The 17,712-nt window shown below is 42.3% G+C and carries 16 protein-coding genes and 1 pseudogene; 11 read left to right on the top strand and 6 right to left on the bottom strand.

Annotation, left to right across the window (positions count from 1 at the left end):
* Positions 1 to 124 precede the first annotated feature (124 nt).
* The 5 genes from QUB80_RS01565 to QUB80_RS01585 all read left to right on the top strand — a co-directional run bounded on the left by QUB80_RS01565 (position 125) and on the right by QUB80_RS01585 (position 4,260).
* Complete coding sequence (locus QUB80_RS01565) at positions 125 to 490, top strand: ferredoxin thioredoxin reductase catalytic beta subunit (RefSeq protein ID WP_289787737.1); 366 nt, start codon at positions 125 to 127, stop codon at positions 488 to 490.
* A gap of 112 nt (positions 491 to 602) precedes the next feature.
* On the top strand, positions 603 to 1,001 hold the full coding sequence (locus QUB80_RS01570; RefSeq protein ID WP_289787738.1) for a DUF309 domain-containing protein: 399 nt from the start codon (positions 603 to 605) through the stop codon (positions 999 to 1,001).
* 691 nt (positions 1,002 to 1,692) lie between these two features.
* Positions 1,693 to 2,199 (top strand): LptA/OstA family protein, encoded by a 507-nt coding sequence (locus tag QUB80_RS01575; protein ID WP_289787739.1) that lies wholly within the window; start codon positions 1,693 to 1,695, stop codon positions 2,197 to 2,199.
* Between the two features lie 95 nt (positions 2,200 to 2,294).
* Positions 2,295 to 3,023: an LPS export ABC transporter ATP-binding protein gene (gene lptB / locus QUB80_RS01580; RefSeq protein WP_289787740.1), complete on the top strand. Its 729-nt coding sequence runs from the start codon at positions 2,295 to 2,297 to the stop codon at positions 3,021 to 3,023.
* 121 nt (positions 3,024 to 3,144) lie between these two features.
* Positions 3,145 to 4,260, top strand: a complete 1,116-nt coding sequence (locus tag QUB80_RS01585; protein WP_289788119.1) for an LptF/LptG family permease — start codon at positions 3,145 to 3,147, stop codon at positions 4,258 to 4,260.
* Between the two features lie 113 nt (positions 4,261 to 4,373).
* Here the strand turns inward: QUB80_RS01585 and QUB80_RS01590 are convergent.
* A pseudogene (locus QUB80_RS01590) lies at positions 4,374 to 5,108 on the bottom strand (IS1 family transposase).
* Between the two features lie 41 nt (positions 5,109 to 5,149).
* Between QUB80_RS01590 and QUB80_RS01595 the strand changes: the two are divergent.
* Both QUB80_RS01595 and QUB80_RS01600 read left to right on the top strand, forming a co-directional pair.
* The gene (locus tag QUB80_RS01595; RefSeq protein WP_289787741.1) at positions 5,150 to 5,413 is read left to right on the top strand and encodes a hypothetical protein; all 264 of its coding nucleotides are present in this window, start codon (positions 5,150 to 5,152) and stop codon (positions 5,411 to 5,413) included.
* 725 nt (positions 5,414 to 6,138) lie between these two features.
* Positions 6,139 to 6,678 (top strand): hypothetical protein, encoded by a 540-nt coding sequence (locus tag QUB80_RS01600; protein ID WP_289787742.1) that lies wholly within the window; start codon positions 6,139 to 6,141, stop codon positions 6,676 to 6,678.
* A 213-nt stretch (positions 6,679 to 6,891) separates the two neighbouring features.
* Here the strand turns inward: QUB80_RS01600 and QUB80_RS01605 are convergent, their stop codons facing one another.
* From QUB80_RS01605 to QUB80_RS01625, 5 genes are read right to left on the bottom strand one after another with little or no spacing between them, the layout of a single operon-like run.
* On the bottom strand, positions 6,892 to 7,500 hold the full coding sequence (locus tag QUB80_RS01605) for an ABC transporter ATP-binding protein (protein ID WP_289787743.1): 609 nt from the start codon (positions 7,498 to 7,500) through the stop codon (positions 6,892 to 6,894).
* Complete coding sequence (locus QUB80_RS01610) at positions 7,493 to 8,422, bottom strand: ABC transporter ATP-binding protein (RefSeq protein WP_289787744.1); 930 nt, start codon at positions 8,420 to 8,422, stop codon at positions 7,493 to 7,495. The genes QUB80_RS01605 and QUB80_RS01610 overlap by 8 nt, the downstream gene beginning before the upstream one ends.
* 20 nt (positions 8,423 to 8,442) lie before the next feature.
* Positions 8,443 to 9,333 carry an ABC transporter permease gene (locus tag QUB80_RS01615; protein ID WP_289787745.1) on the bottom strand — a complete coding sequence of 297 codons (891 nt, stop codon included), beginning with the start codon at positions 9,331 to 9,333 and terminating at the stop codon, positions 8,443 to 8,445.
* A complete protein-coding gene (locus QUB80_RS01620; RefSeq protein ID WP_289787746.1) occupies positions 9,330 to 10,316 on the bottom strand; it encodes an ABC transporter permease in 987 nt (328 codons plus the stop codon). The genes QUB80_RS01615 and QUB80_RS01620 overlap by 4 nt, the downstream gene beginning before the upstream one ends.
* A 3-nt stretch (positions 10,317 to 10,319) precedes the next feature.
* Positions 10,320 to 11,954 carry an ABC transporter substrate-binding protein gene (locus tag QUB80_RS01625; protein ID WP_289787747.1) on the bottom strand — a complete coding sequence of 545 codons (1,635 nt, stop codon included), beginning with the start codon at positions 11,952 to 11,954 and terminating at the stop codon, positions 10,320 to 10,322.
* Positions 11,955 to 12,547: 593 nt separating this feature from the next.
* Between QUB80_RS01625 and QUB80_RS01630 the strand changes: the two genes are divergently transcribed.
* From QUB80_RS01630 to QUB80_RS01645, 4 genes are all read left to right on the top strand, one after another.
* Complete coding sequence (locus tag QUB80_RS01630; protein WP_289787748.1) at positions 12,548 to 13,546, top strand: helix-turn-helix domain-containing protein; 999 nt, start codon at positions 12,548 to 12,550, stop codon at positions 13,544 to 13,546.
* Between the two features lie 206 nt (positions 13,547 to 13,752).
* Positions 13,753 to 16,476 carry a TonB-dependent siderophore receptor gene (locus QUB80_RS01635; protein WP_289787749.1) on the top strand — a complete coding sequence of 908 codons (2,724 nt, stop codon included), beginning with the start codon at positions 13,753 to 13,755 and terminating at the stop codon, positions 16,474 to 16,476.
* Between the two features lie 87 nt (positions 16,477 to 16,563).
* Positions 16,564 to 16,755: a hypothetical protein gene (locus QUB80_RS01640; RefSeq protein WP_289787750.1), complete on the top strand. Its 192-nt coding sequence runs from the start codon at positions 16,564 to 16,566 to the stop codon at positions 16,753 to 16,755.
* 76 nt (positions 16,756 to 16,831) lie between these two features.
* Positions 16,832 to 17,662: an iron-siderophore ABC transporter substrate-binding protein gene (locus QUB80_RS01645; RefSeq protein WP_289787751.1), complete on the top strand. Its 831-nt coding sequence runs from the start codon at positions 16,832 to 16,834 to the stop codon at positions 17,660 to 17,662.
* The last annotated feature ends 50 nt before the right edge of the window (positions 17,663 to 17,712 follow it).

Raw genomic sequence — 17,712 nt, forward strand, 5'->3', positions numbered from 1 at the left:
TAGGCGAAAACGGAAATTCAGGTAACTTTAGAGGGGTAAAAAGACGGGGAATTCTCCCTAGTTATAGCTCTCTTCGGCTGCGGTACAATGCAAAGAAATGTGTAAATTATGAGTAGCCGATCCTATGATTTCACCAGAGGTAAACACAACATCCAGCGATAAAAATTTAGAAGCAATGCGGCATTTTTCTGAACAATATGCCAAGCGCACTGGAACCTACTTCTGTTCTGAACCTTCTGTTACCGCAGTAGTAATTGAAGGACTTGCCAAACATAAAGACGAACTCGGATCTCCTTTATGCCCCTGCCGTCACTACGAAGATAAAGAAGCTGAGGTAAACGCTGCTTATTGGAACTGTCCCTGTGTACCAATGCGGGAGCGCAAAGAGTGCCACTGTATGCTATTTTTAACTCCAGATAATGAGTTTGCTGGTGACAAGCAAGAAATTTCTCTAGATACCATTAAACAAGTGCGAGACAGCATGGCGTAAGCAACGCAAGGCTGTAAGCTTTTGGCTTCAGCCCTACATAGAGAACTTAACATTATCTAGAATTAACATCTGCATTGCCAATGCCAGCCACAGTCACCTCACAAGGATTTTTATGAACGAAGATCTGCCCCAGCAATTTTGGCAAGGTATAGATCAGTTTAATGCTGGGCAGTTCTATGCTTGTCATGATACCTTAGAGGCTCTGTGGATAGAAGCAACAGAGCCAGAGAAAACTTTTTATCAAGGAATTTTGCAAATTGCTGTGGCACTGTATCATCTGGGTAACCATAACTTCAGAGGTGCAGCGATTTTGTTGGGAGAAGGTAGCAATCGCTTGCGACGTTATCCATCAGTTTACAGTGGCATTGATGTAGATGAATTATTACATCAAAGTACTGAGTTATTGAAAACATTACAACAAACCCAGCTAGAAAAAGTTGCCTTGGCGAAGTTGAATGAAGAACAAGTCTTAACACTGCCCAAGATTCAGCAAGTTGGGGATAGGGGATAGGGAACAGATAGAGAATGTGTAATTAATTTTATTTAGATATTTACCTTCTGCCACGCCAGGTGCTACAACGCGCTTAACCCGACGCCAGGTGCTTTATGCCGGGGAACCCGTCCACCGCACTGGCTCCGCAAGGGCGCACTGGCTCGGAAACCTCCAAGGGCGCAGTGGCTCCTCTGCCCTCTGACTTGAAAGTCACCTCACCCCCTGCCCCTCTCCTTGCTAAGGAGAGGGGTGTCCGACAGGACGGGGTGAGGTTTTTCATGCCTGGCGATGAAACTTGTTTCATTGGGACTGCCTTCTGCCTTCTTAACAGTTGGGAAAGCTTATTAACATCCTTCAATCCTTGTTAGGATAGAAATCCTCATACCAATTCTTTCAAATAAAAGCTAAAACTTTTTCTCATTAGACTAGGCAAAGTTTTCAGTTCGTTTTAACTGAGTAGCTTGCATTTAATTGAGAGAGCCAAATTGCTCTAGTGCCTCGTTACCAGGTTCAACCTGGTAACGAGGGTACCCCATTCCCTGTTCCCTATTCTCCCAACCCTGTTAAGAAGTGAAACCTCCAGTCAAGACAAACGTCAATGATTTGCGTGAGTAGCTATCCTGAAAATGTCCAGCCTATGGATTTAATATCTGGATCGGGTACTTAAGATAATTAGAATACAAAGTGAAATCTTAAATCCAAAATTGCTATGAAGCCTTCTTATCCATTACCTCAATTTCCGCTGCGTCGCTTTGGATTAGCTTTGATGCTGCCATTTGCACTTGCAGGGGCGATCGCATTTCCCAGTCAACTGCAAACTGCTACCGCACAAACCTCAGGACAAACCTCAGGGGAAAATCGCCCTTTAACCATTCGTTCTGACGTGCAAGAGTACGATGCTAAAACTCAAGTAGTAACAGCTCGCGGTAATGTCCAACTTTTATATCCAGCTCGTCAAATTCAGGCAACTTCTGCTCAAGCTCAATACTTCAGTAAAGAACGCCGCATTGTTTTAAGTGGTAATGTTTATATTTTGCAACAAGGTGGCAATAGCATCCGAGGTGAGACTGTCACATATCTAATTGATGAAGGACGATTTGTCGCTCAACCTAGAACCGGTCGTCAAGTAGAATCTACTTACGTTGTTAACGACAATGACTTGAATCAAGCTACTTCACCAGCGCCGTCTACAGGAAATTTTAGGCGTTCTAATTAAGACTGGCACTGAGATAATGGCTAATGTCTAACCGCTAAATGCTAATAGTGCAATTAGTAATTAAAAATTAGTAATCCTGACTAAGGGTGCAGAGAGTGAAAATAGTCTTAGAGAATATTCATAAAACTTACGGTAAGCGAACGGTTGTCAATCGCGTTAATCTTTCTGTTGCCCAAGGTGAAGTCGTTGGCTTATTAGGGCCAAATGGCGCTGGTAAAACGACTACCTTTTATATAGCTACAGGTTTAGAAAAACCGGAGCGAGGAACCGTATGGTTAGATCACCAGGATATTACTAATTTACCAATGCATAAAAGAGCACGTTTAGGCATTGGTTATTTGGCACAGGAAGCAAGTGTTTTTCGCCAGTTATCCGTGCAGGATAATATCTTATTGGTGCTAGAGCAAACCAATGTACCCCGTTGGGAATGGGCGCGAAGACTAGATACATTATTGCGAGAATTTCGTTTAGAAAAGCTGGCTAGAAATAAAGGAATTCAACTATCTGGAGGTGAGCGACGCCGAACTGAATTGGCAAGAGCCTTAGCAGCTGGTAGAGAAGGGCCAAAATTTTTGCTTTTAGACGAACCATTTGCAGGAGTCGATCCGATCGCAGTTTCAGAAATTCAACATCTGATTGAACGATTGCGCGATCGCGACATGGGGATTTTAATCACAGATCACAATGTGCGTGAGACTCTGGCGATTACAGATCGGGCTTACATCATGCGCGAAGGACAAATTCTTGCTTCTGGCAATGCAAAAGAACTTTACAATAACCATCTCGTGCGCCAATACTACTTGGGCGATAATTTCCAGATTTAGTCATAAGTTACTCGTCCTTGGCTAATAATTTAATGACTAGTGAGCAATGACTAATAACTATTAACTAATGTTTAAATACAAATCTTTCTATCGCATTAATTCGCTGCTACCATTCACGATCATGGATCGCTACCTGGCTAGCGAATTACTGCCACCATTTTTGTTTGGTGTCGGGGCTTTTTCTTCAATTGGCGTTACAATTGACGCTGTTTTTGAATTAGTTAGGAAAATCGTAGAATCAGGGCTACCAATAGGTATTGCCTTAAAAGTTTTTTTATTGAAATTTCCGAATTTTATTGTTTTAGCTTTCCCAATGGCTACACTTCTAGCTACATTGATGACTTACAGCCGTCTATCTAGCGAGAGTGAATTGATTGCTTTGCGTGGTTGTGGAGTCAGCGTTTATCGCATGGTGCTGACTGCTGTATTTATGAGCTTCTTGGTGACAGGGATGACATTTGTTTTTAACGAACAAATCGCACCAATAGCTAACTATCAAGCATCTCTGACTCTAGATCAAGCCCTAAAATCAGAAAAGCCGATGTTTAAGCAGGAAAACATTTTCTATCCCGAATATCGGTATATTAGGCAAAAAGATGGGGATAAAGAAAAGATTCTCACACGTTTATTTTATGCTGACAAGTTTGATGGGAAGCGAATGACAGGTTTGACTATTATCGACCGTTCCCAAGAAAGTCTCAATCAAATTGTTGTGGCGGAATCAGCTCAATGGAATGCATCTCAAAATGTCTGGGATTTTTATAACGGTACTATCTATTTAGTCGCAGCCGATCGCTCTTATCGCAATATAGTACGGTTTGAAAAACAACAACTCGAATTACCCCGCACAGCATTAGATATAGCGCAAAGAAGCCGCGACTACGATGAAATGAGTATTAGCCAATCGCTAGAACAACTAGAATTAGAACGTCTAGGTGGTGACGATCAAAAAATTCGCAAACTCCAAGTGCGGATTCAACAAAGAATATCTTTGCCGTTTGTCTGTGTGGTTTTTGGTTTAGTTGGCGCAGCAATGGGAACAATACCCCAGCGCACAGGGCGAGCCACAAGTTTTGGTGTGAGCGTCATAGTTATATTTACTTATTATTTATTTTATTTTATTACTGGTGCTATGGCACAGGCGGAAGTCTTTTCTCCTTTTCTGGGAGCTTGGTTGCCCAATTTTGTATTTTTGGGAATAGGTATATTTATATTGAGGCGTGTAGCACAGCGATAAGGCTTATACGATTTTGGATTTTGGAAAATGGAATTGGAAACCGCTGTGTGTGTTGGAATTGAGTGATACATATCCGGCTGATTCAGTTATGGGTAGTAGTGCATAGTAATGATTTAGCTTCGTAGCTTGGTATTATAGTGATGAACAAAATACCAGATAGCACCAACATGGTTGTCCATTATTTTAGAGAATGACAAGGTTTTACGAACTAAGCGTCCCACTCGTTGCCGTGGAGTGTTGTTAAATCTCTCGATATAGCTTGTCTTTCCACTGTCTTTGCTTACTGCTTTATGTCTAGTACTAGGTAAAATCTGTTCATATGCTTTCCAGAAATCAGTGTAACAGATTGCACATTGACGTTCTTACTGGTGGTAGAGATAGCCATAATTGTTTAGCCGATTGCCTAGAGCGAGCCTCTTTCAGAGGAGCTTCGCTAACGCCTATATACACCCCAACAATCTCTGGTGTTGTCGCGTCCATAGCAAGCCAAATCCACTGTTTGTTCTCTTTCGACCCCACATATAACCACATTTCATCAAGTTGAAGGATTAGCCTACCAGGTTTTTTTGGGTAACTTCAACCTGTTTTGGAGTTTGGTAATATTTCTGATTGACATAGTATTGCAGCCAACGTATTGATACACCTGTCACGCGTGCGATCGCTGCTAAGGATAAGCGTTCTTTGTAAGAGTTTATCGATCAACTCACGTGTTGATTTGTCAATTGGTGCCTGGTTGGACTTTCGACAAATTGCCGTCCACAAATTTGGCATTTAAACCGTTGTTTTCTGTAATGAGTGCGTCCATTTTTGACTATGTTGTTCGACGAGTTACATTTAGGGCAGTACATAGGTCCTGTATTGAACGACACTGCCTGATTGTATCATTACTATGCATTACTACCCCAAAAAGTATCTCGAAAAAGTAGGAGTATCATACGAACAGCTTCCTGTATCACAAGCTCGGTTAGAAGCCAAAAAAGGAATGACTGTATTCATACTCGATGAAACTACTATCAGCAACGAATTAAGACAAACCTTTATTAACCGTGCTGGTGGTCATATCAAAATTGCAGATACACCCTCACAACCCACTCCAATCATTCCCCAACAAACTGTATATTTTATAATCCAAATCAACAATATAGTTCCCTAGATGGATCGCTCTTAGAAACGAAAGAAGCTTTTGGACTAGTAGTTCCTGCATAAGACGCGATCGCTGTAGCCACTTGGTTAGAATCAAAGCCTACTGAAAACGATTATTTTATTGAGAGTAACACTGCTACATTTATTTTTAATAAAAATGAAATTAGTGAGGAAATAAAGAAAGAATTTAATAGTTGACTTAGAGAACTTATTAATATTGGTGAAGTTGATGATTTTGACCGCTACGAACAGCTTAGCGCAGATTTAAATGAAAAAGTTGCAACTGAAGGTAGTCTTTTAAAATTAAACCAAATTCCAGAAAATAGTGAGTACAAAAAAGCTCTACAAGCACTTCCTAACCGTCCAAGAGAACTCAATCAAGAAGATTCTCCAGTACCAATTGTTCCTGCTAAAGCTTTATCTGAAAAGAATACAACTAATATTCAATTAAATACTAACGCCACAGTTGCAGGAATTTCACAAGTCTATCAAAACGCAGTTGAGATACAAGTATTAAAAAATACACAAGCAGAAGCTAAGAATCAACCAATATTACTACCCAACTCACGTCAAGCCGATCCAACTAAAGCTATCGAAATATTAGGTAAGGTAAGCGAGGAAAAAGTATAACAGCTGCGATCGCATCTTGAAACCCACCTCAAACCCATACTTGAAAATGACAAATCTAACTATGCACCACTGAGACAAGTTGCCTGGGTCGGTGCAAAATGGGATTTGAAGGATAAAGACTTTAAGCCAGGGGTGCAGGACGACAAGTTGATGGAACTTGTTAAGCAAGTATATTCTGACGCTGATATTGTGCTGGTAACTTATTCCGAGAACCCCGGTGCTGGCATCAACTACCACCGCGATGACTCCTACGCCGCGACGGAAGCCCGCAGCATTAATATCGGAAATTCTGACTGGGGCTATCGTGCTGCTAAGGAACGAATGGCATGGACTAGGGAAGAAAATCAGGACGCACCATACCAAGAGTTTAAACTTGAGTCAGGTACAGTAACTCGCTTTAACTGCAAGAACGAACACGCTGCACTGAATACTGAGGCTGGCAGATGGTCTATCAACATCTGGTCAATTAAAAATGACCAGGGCAGAGAAAACAGCGTTCGTCAGAAATTTGAGAACTTCCTCACCTCAAACCAACCTCCTCGTGCGGTAGTCCAAAGCAACAACGACCTCACCATCAAAGCTAACTGGCAGCGCCGCCAGTGCGGCTGCTTTCAAGCAACAGAAATATTTATTTACATACATTGAGAATGCGAGCGCATCCTCGGATGCTTTTGTCACTTTGATTAAAACTAAACGTTGGAAGCCTTAATTTTTATATTTTGGCTACAAATTTGATTTACTGCTAGAAAATAGAGCTCAAAGTTTTATAAATAGTCAGTTTCAGAACCAAACCTCAATTATTATTTTCTGAGAGTGGCAAAATAGGGTTAATAACGACTTTTACTGGATTTAGTGATATTAATTACTTGTTAAAGTCAAGTCAATCATACGATCGCATAAACGCTTGAGCAGCCAGAAGTCATGACTGATAACTAAAATACCTATCTCAGTTTTACGGGCGTAATCAATGACAGCCCTCCAAATCAAAGCTTGAGTATTGGCATCTAGCATTGCCGTCATCTCGTCAGCGATTAAGTAACGAGTATGTCTTCCTAATGAACGAGCCACAGCAACTCGCTGAAGTTCACCTCCACTCAACTCATGAGGCCAGCGATTCAGCCAATTCTGATTAATATTTAAAGCTTGGAGTAATTCTCCAGAAGGCATTTGCCCTTCTTTTAAAATTTTGTTAATCCGCCAACGAGGGTTCATAGCCAATTCAGGATTCTGAAAAATCATTTGCACTGGACAATAACCCTGTATTGGCAAAGGTTGATCATCTACACTGACACTGCCTTTGATAGATTGGAGATATCCAGCTAGGATTTTACCCAAAGTTGTTTTTCCCAAACCGCTAGTTCCACTCAAACCCACGATTTCGCCAGGATTTATTTCTATGTTAAAATCCCGCAGTATCCAAAGTTGGTTTTGCCTGTAGCGGAAAGATAAATTTTCGGCTTTAAGCATGAATGCACCTCACTAAACCATTGCAGACTTCCCGTAAGGGCGGACGATGAGTTAAACAATCTGTAGTGGCAATTGGACATCGTTCGGCAAACAAGCAACCAAGGGGCAATGTATCAGGATTTGGTTGTGTACCCGACACAGGAATAAATTCATTCTGCGGCAAAGAGCGCCAGAGTGCTTGAGTATAAGGATGACGTAATCCTTTTCCTCCATGAGTAAAATCAGTTTTAGCAGCTATCTCCACAGTTGTACCTGCGTAAAAAACAGCGACTTTATCTGCTATTTGTAAAGCAGCTTCTAGTTCGTGGGTAATTAGCAATACACCCTTACCCTCGTCAGCAAGTTTGCGCAGGTGATTGAGAGTTTCCACTACCACCTCTGGATGCAAACCTGGAGTTGGTTCATCAGCAATGACTAAATTAGCTTGCCCAATCACAGCCATTGCTACTAAAATTCGCCTAGCCATCCCACCTGAAAGTTGAAACGGAAATAGCTGCTTGACTGAGGAAGCAAGTTTATAACGTGCTAAAACTTGGTCAATAATCTGTTGAGATGCATTTGTTGATAATCCCCTCAAACGTGCAATCCGATTTAGTTGCTTACCCACACTCATTAAGGGATCAAGATAACTAACAGATTGCGGAATTAGTACTATCTCTTTTCCCCGCAATTCAACTTGACGTTTATAAGTAAGATATTCATTATTGTAAGTTATTTTACCTGTTACCTGGGCATTTCTGGATAGAATACCGAGAATTGCGTGTGCCAAAAGGCTTTTACCAGAGCCACTAGAACCAACAACAGCTACAACTTCACCAGCGTTAATATGCAAATCCAAATCAGCGATCGCAGTAGTTTGTTTTTGAGTAAAAACCTGGTCGTACATTGTGAAGGTGACACTCAGATTTTGAACACAAAGCATTCTGAACGCTCCTTGTAGTGTTATTCCTGGCTTGTTTTCGGGTCAAGTAGCGATCGCAAACTAGCACCCAAAATATCAAACAGCTTTACAGCCATTAGCAAAGCGACTCCTGGTAAAACTCCCAACCACCAGTAACCAGCCGACAGATAACGCATAGCCTCACTTAAAATCACGCCAATTGCTGGCATTTCTGGCGGTAAACCCAGTCCCAAGAAGGTTAGACCGGCTTCGTGTAAAATCACATGGGGAAATAGCAATACCAGTCCCACCATGAACTGAGGTATCAAATGAGGCAAAAGATGATGACGAGCAATCCACAGGGAAGAATGTCCTAGTTTATAGGAAAGCTGTACATAGTCTGAGTTTTTAATTTGCAGTACCTCAGCCCGTAAAAGTCGAGCTAATCCCATCCAGTGGGTGACACTCACTGAAATCAACAAGCCGGGAACCCCACCACCAACAGCAAAGGCAATCAGGATAATTAGCACAAGATGAGGTAAACTTAAGAACACATCAATCAGCCATGTAATTACTGCGTCAACTTTACTATTCATCGTTGCTGATACAGTTCCCAAGACTAACCCAATCGCCGCACTACAGATAGCTGTCAACAAACCCACCCACAAGCTTAAACTTAAGCCGTGGAGGGTACGGGCAAACATATCTCTGCCTAACCAATCAGTACCGAAAGGATGAGCCAGTGAGGGTGGTTGGTTGCGATTTTGTAAGGCAATTTCTAAACCTTCTGTACCAACTAACTGCGCTCCTAGTAACAGAGTGCTAAAAATTACAAAACATAAAAGGGCGATCGCCAGGGTGCGGCTCCGACGATTACCCAGATATACCAAGCCTTTGGGCTTAGTCGGCGGATGATTTGGTAGAGTGGGGATGGCGATCGCAGGCTTTGTCATGCAGATTTTCCAAAACGGATACGGGGATCAATAACTTGGTAACTGAGGTCAGCTAAAGTGTTACCTATAAAAACAAAGGTGGCACTAAAGAAAACAATACCCAGTAACAACGGGACATCGCTTCGCAGTGCTGCCTGTACGGTAGCATTACCCAAACCAGGATAGTTAAATACTTTTTCAATTAGTACAGAACCACCAAACAGTTCGCCCAAACTGGCAAATTGCAAGGTAATCGCCGGTAAAGCAACGTTACGCAAACCGTGATGTAGAACTACCCCAGTAGTGGTTTCACCTTGAGCATAGGCAAATAAAGCATAGTTGCTATGCAGAATTTCAATCAGCTTTTCACGGGTGTGGAGGGCAATATTAGCAACGCCAATCACACTCAGAGTCAGGGCAGGTAGTAGTAAATGATGAAGCTTTTGCCATAATGTCACATCAGCCGCTAAAATACCGGGCGGCTTTGCACAGCATATCGGAGTGACTTGTAGTGTCACCGAAAAAATAATTAACAATAGTAGGGCAATCCAAAAAGCGGGAGCCGATGCCAAAGTATAAGCATAAATCCGAATCACCCGATCTATTAAAGACCCTTCCTTAGCTCCTGCGACAACACCCAGCAATACACCGAATGCACCAGAAAACAACCACGCCAACCCCATCAGTGCTAATGATGCCTCAAAACGTTCAGCTATCACTTGGGACACCGTTTGGTTGTAGGTCATGGAAGTTCCTAAATTACCTTGCAGTAGTTGTCCTAGCCAAAGGAAAAAACGTGTGGTCATGGGTTGATCTAATCCCCAACGTTGGGCAATTAATTCTCTTTGTTCTGCACCCACACGCATCACATCAGCCCCAATATAAGCATCTATTGGGTTAACAGGGGACAAGCCAACCAGGACAAAACTGATGACTGACAGTGCTACTAATAGCAGCAAAAAGTGTAGGAATTTTTGGAGTAAGAATCGCCAGATATGCTTCATAGGTCAATCGCAGTTCCACTTCCAAGAGGTAACGTTGGCTAATATTGAACCTGTGTAGTTGTGAGTTACCTGCTTTTGCTTGCCAAGGTCTAAACAGCCATTCACAAAGTAAGTTTGATCGGGACTAACCAGCCAAGTAGATGCAGCATCGCCTTTGGTAGTGATTCCAGTTTGACCGTCCCACTGTATCTTTTGCCAAAATAATCTTGCTTCTGTCTCTGAGGCTGCTGTCATACCTCTATCAAGATTTTGGTCAACCACAGAGTTCGCATAGTAACCAGGATTTTGCCAATTTCCTTGGGCGACTGAACTATGGTAAAGATTGTATAGGATCAGCTGATCGTAAGTGCCTAGTACATAGAGAACTACATCGCTATGCAATCGGCGTTCAATTTCTTTCCAACTTCTGCCTTCCGCATTGACTTGAATACCGATTGGTTTGAGCATTTGCGCTACAGCTAAAGCTAGTCCTTGGCGGACGCTATCTTTAGCAGGGTAGAGAATGCTAAATTCAGCTTTTAATCCTTGTTTTTCTAAAATGCCGTCCCCGTTCTTATCTTCCCAACCTGCTGCGGCAAGAATCTGTTTAGCTTTGTTAGCATCGGCATCTTGGATTTTAGCTTTAGCTTCTTCCCAAGGCATACCACTGACCGGAGTATAGGCAGGAGAACCATAGCCTTCGAGAATAGCATCAACCAAAACCTGTCGATTAATTGCATAGTTAACTGCTTGACGAATTGCTGGGTCTGCGGTTACGTCATTACCAATGGGGTATCCTTGAGAAGTTTTCTTGCCTGTATTGGGGATATAAGGAAGCATCAATCCTGCATGACCATCGCTTCTGTGGGCGTACAAATTCATCCCAGGAATCTGCTGAATTGCGAGTGATGGTGGAATACGCGCCACATCAACTCTACCCGCCTTCGCAGCAGCAAAGGTTGCATCTTCGAGAGTTAAAAGAATCACCAACCGTTTAATATTTGCTGGCGTTCCGTAGTAGTAAGGGTTGGCTTCAGCAATAATCTGCTCACCAGGATTCCATTGCACTAAGCGATAAGGACCAGAACCAATGGGATTACGGAAGTAATTTTTGTTGTGGGCGTGTTTTGGTACAATTCCCAAACTGGCTATTTGATTTATAAAGGTAATTTGAGGGCGTTTGAGATGTAATTCAACCTCGTAATTTCCTTTAACAACTGCTTTGTCTAACACAGACAAATCTAACAAGCCGCCACTTTCTTTAGTTTGGTTGAATGTGTAAGCAACATCTTCGGCTGTGAGGGGTTGACCATCCGAAAAGCGGACATCTTCACGGATTTTGAATGTCCAGATTTTGCGATCGCTACTAATGGTGTAGTTTTGGGCAAGGTCATTTACCAGTTCTAGATTTTCGTTACGGCGTAGCAGCGTACTTTGAAACAATGGAGGCCCGTAATAATTCCATCCCATAGTCGGGTCAAATCCCTTGTCATCAAAATCTTCCCATAAAAAAGCCAGCACTATCTCATCTTTGGATTCACCGCTAATTTTAGCAGCTGGTGGACTTGAAGCAACATGACTGCAAGCAAATAGTAATTGTACTGACAGTATTGCCCAGAACCAACTAAAGATGTGAATTTTTGATAGATTCAAAATCACGATATTTATATAGTTAAAAACTTTAAAGATACAGTGTGCCGCACTATTATTTCTGTAATTTCAAGATGTTTGCAGTTATTGAGATGCTGTGTCTTTAAACTTTACAGGCTCAATTCCCAAACAACAGCGTTGCTAAATCGCAACATAAATCTAGATGCCCAGACGCGATATATCGCGTCTCTATAAGGATTTTGGCATTAGGCAAAATTATTTTTATGCATGAAATCAGCAATGCCCCAAAAAACAGATAGCTTCTACAATCTTTAGATATATCTTTAGTGACAACATTTACCCTTAAACTCCACGATAAAATCGACACATAAATATATGTGTTTGTAATTAAGTGTTACCACTTACGTCTGAAAATGATTATCATATAAATCTGGTTTTGGAAACATAAAAAAAAGTAAAGCAAAAGCAGCAGTACGCAGCAGTACAAAGATGTGAGCTTGCAAGTTGTGGTGTGGACATCTTTTTGTAATATGCAGACATAGGTAATGAAAAAACCAAAAAAACCTATCTTAAGTTTGCTATAACTTTCGCGGTAAGATTATTGAAAATAAATATCATTAACTTTTAACTATCTACCAGTTATGACCATTACCCTGACGATGAAAGAGGAGTGGCAACTGTGGGCAGAAGCTAAAGACAACAGCCCGCAAAAACCAAAACGAGAGTCATTTGAAATTATCCGTGAAGTACCCAGACAATTAGGTAAAGGCTATGTGCGGGATATCGAGGTGCATCCAGAACTCTTGCTTTCGATTTCGGACTATGAATTTCACGATGATGTAGTGACTCAAATCACTGAATGGGATCACCCACTGCAATTTTGCATCCTCCTTTCTGGAAGAACTATAGACGAATACGGGGGGCAGTTGGGGGAAGGATATACGTGCATTTCTGGTAGTGGTGTTCAAAGAAAAATGCTTTTAAAGTATCTCACATCTCAACGCTTGGGTATTGACATTGAGATGTCTCCTGACTTGCTGGCAACTTTTTTCCCTGATGAAGAGGGGGAAATTCCTCAGCAGTTGCGCCTGTTGGCAAAGGGTAATGACTGGCAGACTTTACTCTACCCCAAAGCCACAACTGCAATTGGGGGAATAGCACAGCAAATTATCAACTGTCCTTTCCAGGGAATGACAAAGCGGATGTATTTACAGGGTAAGGTGTTGGAACTAATAGCGTTGCAATTAGCTCCAATCTTGGCTGCTCAGGATGGATTACAACCATCGCCGCGACTGAAGGCAGATACTATCGCTCGGATTCATTTGGCTAGAGAAATTTTATTGACAAATTTGGAGAATCCACCATCATTGTTGGAGTTGACGCAAATTGTTGGAGTGAGTGATCGCACTCTTCGACGCGGCTTTCGGGAGCTTTTTGGGACAACGGTATTTCGCTACTTGACAGAGAAACGTATGGAATGGGCAGAACAGTTATTACGTCAGGGAAATATAACTATTGCTGAGGTTGCTCACCGAGTTGGTTATTCGCATCAAGGGCGCTTTGCTGAAACCTTTAAGCGTAAGTTTATGATTACACCAAGTGAATGTTTATCGGGTAAAAAGTCCGTTTCAGAGCTATGATGCCGTTTTTGACATAGACTCAGTTGCTATTAATTCTCTATACTCAGCTTCATTGAATTAGAAACTATTTGCAGTAGTCAAGTTGAAGTACCTACACGCCTGACAGCACCCTCCACTTTGTTAAGGGGAGGGTTGGGGAGGGGTCATTACTGCAAAGTGTATTCATCAATAAAGTTCTGCAAGAAGCTGGTGTATGGGGAGTTGTGATGAAACGTTGGTGGTTGTCTGGTAGTGTTCGACTGTGGTTTTTAGTTATTCTATCAGGATGCTTGAGTGCTGTTGCTATTCAACCTGGATGGGCAGAAATTAAACCAAGGCTTGAAAAGCAGGAAGTTCAAAGTCAGCAAAATTTAAGACCTCTGCTAACTCGAAAAATTCGACAACTAAGTGAAGTTAAGCATCCCAGCACCAATGCCAAATTACTGGTACAATCGCCAGCTAACCCTCCTGTTTCGGAGGATATTGTGCAGGTGTCAGGAGTAAAAGCCAATCCCACAGATAAAGGTGTAGAGGTGATTCTACAAACAACAGGTGGAGAACAACTGCAAGTCACTAATCGCAGTGAGGGCAATAACTTTATTGCTGATATTCCTAATGCTCAATTGCGTTTACCTAATGGCGATGCATTCACATTCCGCTCCCAAAAACCAGTTACAGGAATTACTGAGATAACAGTCACAAATTTGGATGCCAATACAATTCGGGTGACAGTGACAGGTGAGGCGAGTGTGCCAACTGTCGAGTTATTTGACAGTCCAGATGAGGGTTTGATTTTTGGGATTACAACTGCTGCAACTTCCGCACAGCAGCCGCAGCAACCAGAACAGCCGAACCCCACCCCGCCTGCGGCACCCCTCCCCTTACCAAGGGGAGGGGAAGGGGAGAGGTCAGAACAACCTTCAGCACAAAATGATGAGCCGATTGAGTTGGTGGTGACAGGTGAGCAAGATGGTTATCGTGTACCGAATGCGAGTGTAGGAACAAGAACTGATACACCATTACGTGATATTCCCCAATCAATTCAAGTGATCCCCCAACAAGTGCTACGGGATCAAAACGTCACTGACCTAGTTGAAGCACTTAGAAATGTCCCTGGTGCAGGATTTGGAAATACTGCCCGATCCTTTGCACAGTCATCTATTATTCTCCGAGGTTTTAGTTCTAACAGCGATATTTTGTGGAACGGGTTGAGAGAAAATCCAGGTGCTGGTATTGCTGGCTTTGAGGCAGCAGGAATTGAAAGGATTGAGGTTCTTCGGGGGCCTAACTCTGTTCTTTATGGTCAAGGTGGACTAGGCGGAATTGTTAATTACATAACCAAACAGCCCTTGAGTGAACCCTACTATTCTTTAGAAACTTCTGTGGGTAATTTCAACTTTTATCGCGGTGCTATTGACCTTTCTGGGCCACTCAATGACAGCCGAACAGTATTATATCGACTGAACCTGGCAGCTCAAACGACAGAAAGTTTCTTTGATTTCTTCGAGGCACAAAGATACTTTGTGGCACCAAATCTCACCTGGCAGATTAGCGATCGCACAAAATTCACTGTAGCTGCTGAATATCTTGCTCGCCCACAAACTGCCGATCAAGCCTATGGTCTCCCAGTTGTAGGAACTGTATTTCCAAATCCCAATGGAGAAATACCCCGTAATCGCTATGTGGGCGAACCAGATGACTTTGAAAACTCGTATTCAACTCGAATTGGATACGATCTCGAACATCGCTTTAGCGAAAATTGGCAGCTACGAAATGCCTTTAGATTTAAGCAAGGTGAGCTATTTAGAAGACTTTCCTTCGGCACTGCCTTAGCTGCTGATAACCGGACTCTGAACCGAGGCTTTTTCGATACTAGTGAATTTTCCGACAAATTTTTCAACTCTGATACTTACGTTGTGGGTCAGTTTTCTACAGGTAGTATCCGTCATCAAATAGTAACAGGCATCAATCTCACTAAGAGGGAATTGGGGCAAAATTCGTTTAATCGCCAAGCATCTCCAATTGACTTGTATAATCCTGTCTATGGTCAACCCCTTGGTGCTGTTACTTCTAGATTTAGTAATTTCAACACAGCAGATACACTGGGCATTTATGTGCAAGACCAAATAACACTAGCTGAAAATTTGAAGCTGTTGCTAGGTGTGCGGTTCGATAGTTTTAGTCAAAATGATGAGAATCGGCTCACTAATAGAAAAACAAATCAGTCTGACAGTGCATTTAGCCCTCGTGTAGGTATTGTTTATCAGCCAATTGAGCCAATTTCACTCTATGCCAGTTACAGCCGCTCATTTACCCCAACGCTTGGCACTAGCTTTGATGGTGATGTCTTTCAACCAGAACGCGGTACGCAATATGAAGTTGGCGTTAAAGCAGATTTGAACAACCGACTTTCAGCGACACTAGCATTTTACGACCTAACCCGTACTAATGTTTTGACAACTGACACCAGACCCAATGTACCACCAGGCTTCTCGATTCAAACAGGTGAACAAAAAAGTCGCGGCGTTGAACTGACCTTTGGGGGAGAAATTTTGCCGGGATGGAGCATCATCGCGGGTTATGGTTACACCGATGCAAAAGTTACTCAGGACAACACGCTTCCCGTAGGTCTGCGTTTTCGTAATGTTCCTGAAAATACCTTTAACCTGTGGACAAGCTATGAAATTCAACGGGGTAATTTGCAGGGGTTAGGATTTGGACTGGGATTATTCTTTGTCGGAGAACGGCCAGGAGATATATTGAATACATTTGAGCTACCCAGCTATCTGCGGACGGATGCGGCAATTTTTTATAAGCGCGATCGCTTTCGCGCTGCTCTCAATTTTAGAAATTTGTTTGATGTGGATTACCTTGAAGCTTCTTTTAATAATGTTCGAGTTTTTCGGGGAGATCCGTTGACGGTACAGGGGACAATTTCCTTTGAGTTTTGACTCCTCTCCAGTCTTACCCTTGCAAAGGAGGATACAGCAAAGGCAATTTGTGTAGTGAGGTTTACGAATGAGCAGGTGGATTAACAATTGGATGAGGTATTGGAGGTGGTTGTCGAGACGATTCGTCAGTTGCGGCAATCGACCCTACCCCAGCCCTGCCCTTGCAAAGGGGAGGAAGCCGGAACTCACCTCCCCCCTGCTCTCCAAGGGGGGATTGAGGGAGGTAAAGCAACGGCTATTATTATCACTACTCACAATCGCGATCATCTCAGCTTGTAGCAGTACGGCGATTGAGCAGAACACAACGCCTGCTTCACAAGCATCTCAAGCCCCTTGCCAAATCGTGCAACACGCAATGGGTGAAACGTGTATTCCTCACAATCCCCAACGAGTCGTGACTCTGTGGACGAGTACTTTTTGTAGCACCTTAGCATTGGGTATCAAACCTATTGCATTCACGACAGGTTATCCAGGTGAATCGTTGCCAGAGCATCTTAAAGATAAAGTTGATGGAGTTAAATCTGTTGGAACCTTAACCCAACCAAATTTAGAAAAGATTCTCCTACTAAAACCCGATTTAATTTTATCGATCACTCGAACTTACTTGGATGATATATATCCACAACTATCGAACATAGCCCCTACAGTTGTCATGGATGTTTCTGGTCCACCTCCTCCTTGGCAAAAACATTTAGAAGATGTTGCCAATATTTTTGATAAAGAACAGGAAGAAAAACAGTTAATCGATGAATATTGGCAACGAATTGAACAACTCAAACAAGCTTTGGGCGATCGCCGCCATCAACTTCAAGTATCGGTTGCCACTGTTTATCAAACTTACGGAATCTATATCTATGGCGCAAAACATCCTACTAGTAAAGTTTTAAATGATATTGGATTACAACGACCACCTTCACAAAGGGGTGATTTTTTCACAAAAGATAATATTTCTCAAGAAAATTTATCTGATATTGATGGTGATGTTTTATTCCTTTCCACTAGAGGAGGAAAAGCTGCTCAAGAGGCTTTAGAAAAGCTGCAACAAAATCCTCTGTGGCAAAAATTGAATGTGGTTCAAAAAAATCAAGTCTATCTTGTAGACTCTGACCATTGGTACGCTTTTGATGTTTTGGCAATGAATGCGGTGATTGATGACTTATTTAAGTACTTAGTCAAATCACCCTAAAATAATGTCCAAACACACCGTATTTGTCTGTACATTTTGCGTTAGCGACA

Source organism: Chlorogloeopsis sp. ULAP01, assembly GCF_030381805.1.
Lineage (GTDB): Bacteria > Cyanobacteriota > Cyanobacteriia > Cyanobacteriales > Nostocaceae > Chlorogloeopsis.